1 protein-coding gene is annotated in these 1313 nt (G+C 75.7%); it reads left to right on the plus strand.

Features of this window, described 5'->3' with window-relative positions; all coding sequences use genetic code 11:
* The coding region (locus AC13HU_RS37315) for a response regulator (RefSeq protein WP_483046442.1) at positions 1-1313 on the plus strand (1313 nt) is incomplete at both ends.

The following is a 1313-nucleotide window of genomic DNA, read 5'->3' on the forward strand; positions in this document are numbered from 1 at the left end:
CCGGTGGCCAGACCACCCCGCACCAGGACCCGCAGGGTGCCCATGACGGCGCGCACGGCACCCGGGGCATCCCGCAGCAGGACCCGTCGCAGCAGACCCACGGCCGTGCCATAAGCGTCCGCACCCTCGGCCAGGGCGTGCCGTTCGGCACCGACCCGCACGAGCAGACGCCCACCCAGGCCGTACAGGCGCAGCACCCGCAGGGGCTTCCCGCGCAGGTGGCGGCGGGCGGTTCGGGGCGCCGGCGCCGACTCGCCGCGCCCCAGCCGCAGAATCCGCAGGGGCCGCAGGGCCCGCAGCCGGTGCTGCCGAACCAGCAGACCGGCCCGGGTGGCGAGCATCAAGCCCGCCAGCACCCGCAGGCCGACCCCGACAGCGGCCAACTCCCGGTGCGCAAGCCGGACTCGCGCGGCCACGGCCCGGCCGGCGGGGAGCGCGACACCGCGCTGCTGCGGCCGGTACCGCCACTGGAGGAGCAGCAACCGCAGCCGCCGGGCCGGTCGTACGCGATCGGGGCGCCCGCGGAGGGTGCGGCCGAGGGCCCGGAGCCGCTGGACGGGCCGAACGGCGCGGTGGACGTCACCGACGTGCCCGCGGCCGAGGCCGCCGACGACCGCCACGAAGAGCCGCTGGACGAGCCGCGCCGCCTGCTGGTGTGGCCCGAGCCCGACGTCTCGACCCGGCAGGCGCTCACCGACCGGGGCTACCGTCCGGTGATCGTACGATCCCGCGAAGAGGTCGACGCGCAGGTCGCCGAGCCGCCCGCGGCACTGTTCGTGGACCCGCTGACCGGCCCGATCACCCGGACCGCGCTCCAGGCGCTGCGCCAGGCCGCGGCCGCCGCCGAGGTACCGGTGCTGGTGACGGCCGGTCTGGGCCAGGCGACCCGCGAGGCCGCGTACGGCGCCGACCCGGCGGTACTGCTGAAGGCGCTCGCGCCGCGCGACAGCGAGCAACACCCGCCACGGGTGCTGCTGGTGGAGGGTCACGATGCAATCGCGATGGCGTTCGCGGCCACGCTGGAGCGGCGCGGGATGCAGGTCACCCACGCCGAATCCGAGGCCGACGCGATGACCAAGGCCGCCCAGGTCCACCCGAACCTGGTGGTGATGGACCTCATGCTGATCCGGCGGCGCCGCCAGGGCATCGTCGACTGGCTGCGCGGCAACTCCCGGCTCAACAGCACCCCGTTGGTCGTCTACACGTCCGCGGACATCGACCCGGCCGAGCTGCCGCGGCTGGCGTCCGGCGAGACCGTGCTGTTCCTCGCGGAGCGGTCGACCAGCACGGATGTGCAGTCCAGGATCGTGGAC

The organism is Streptomyces sp. NH27 (assembly GCF_056859195.1).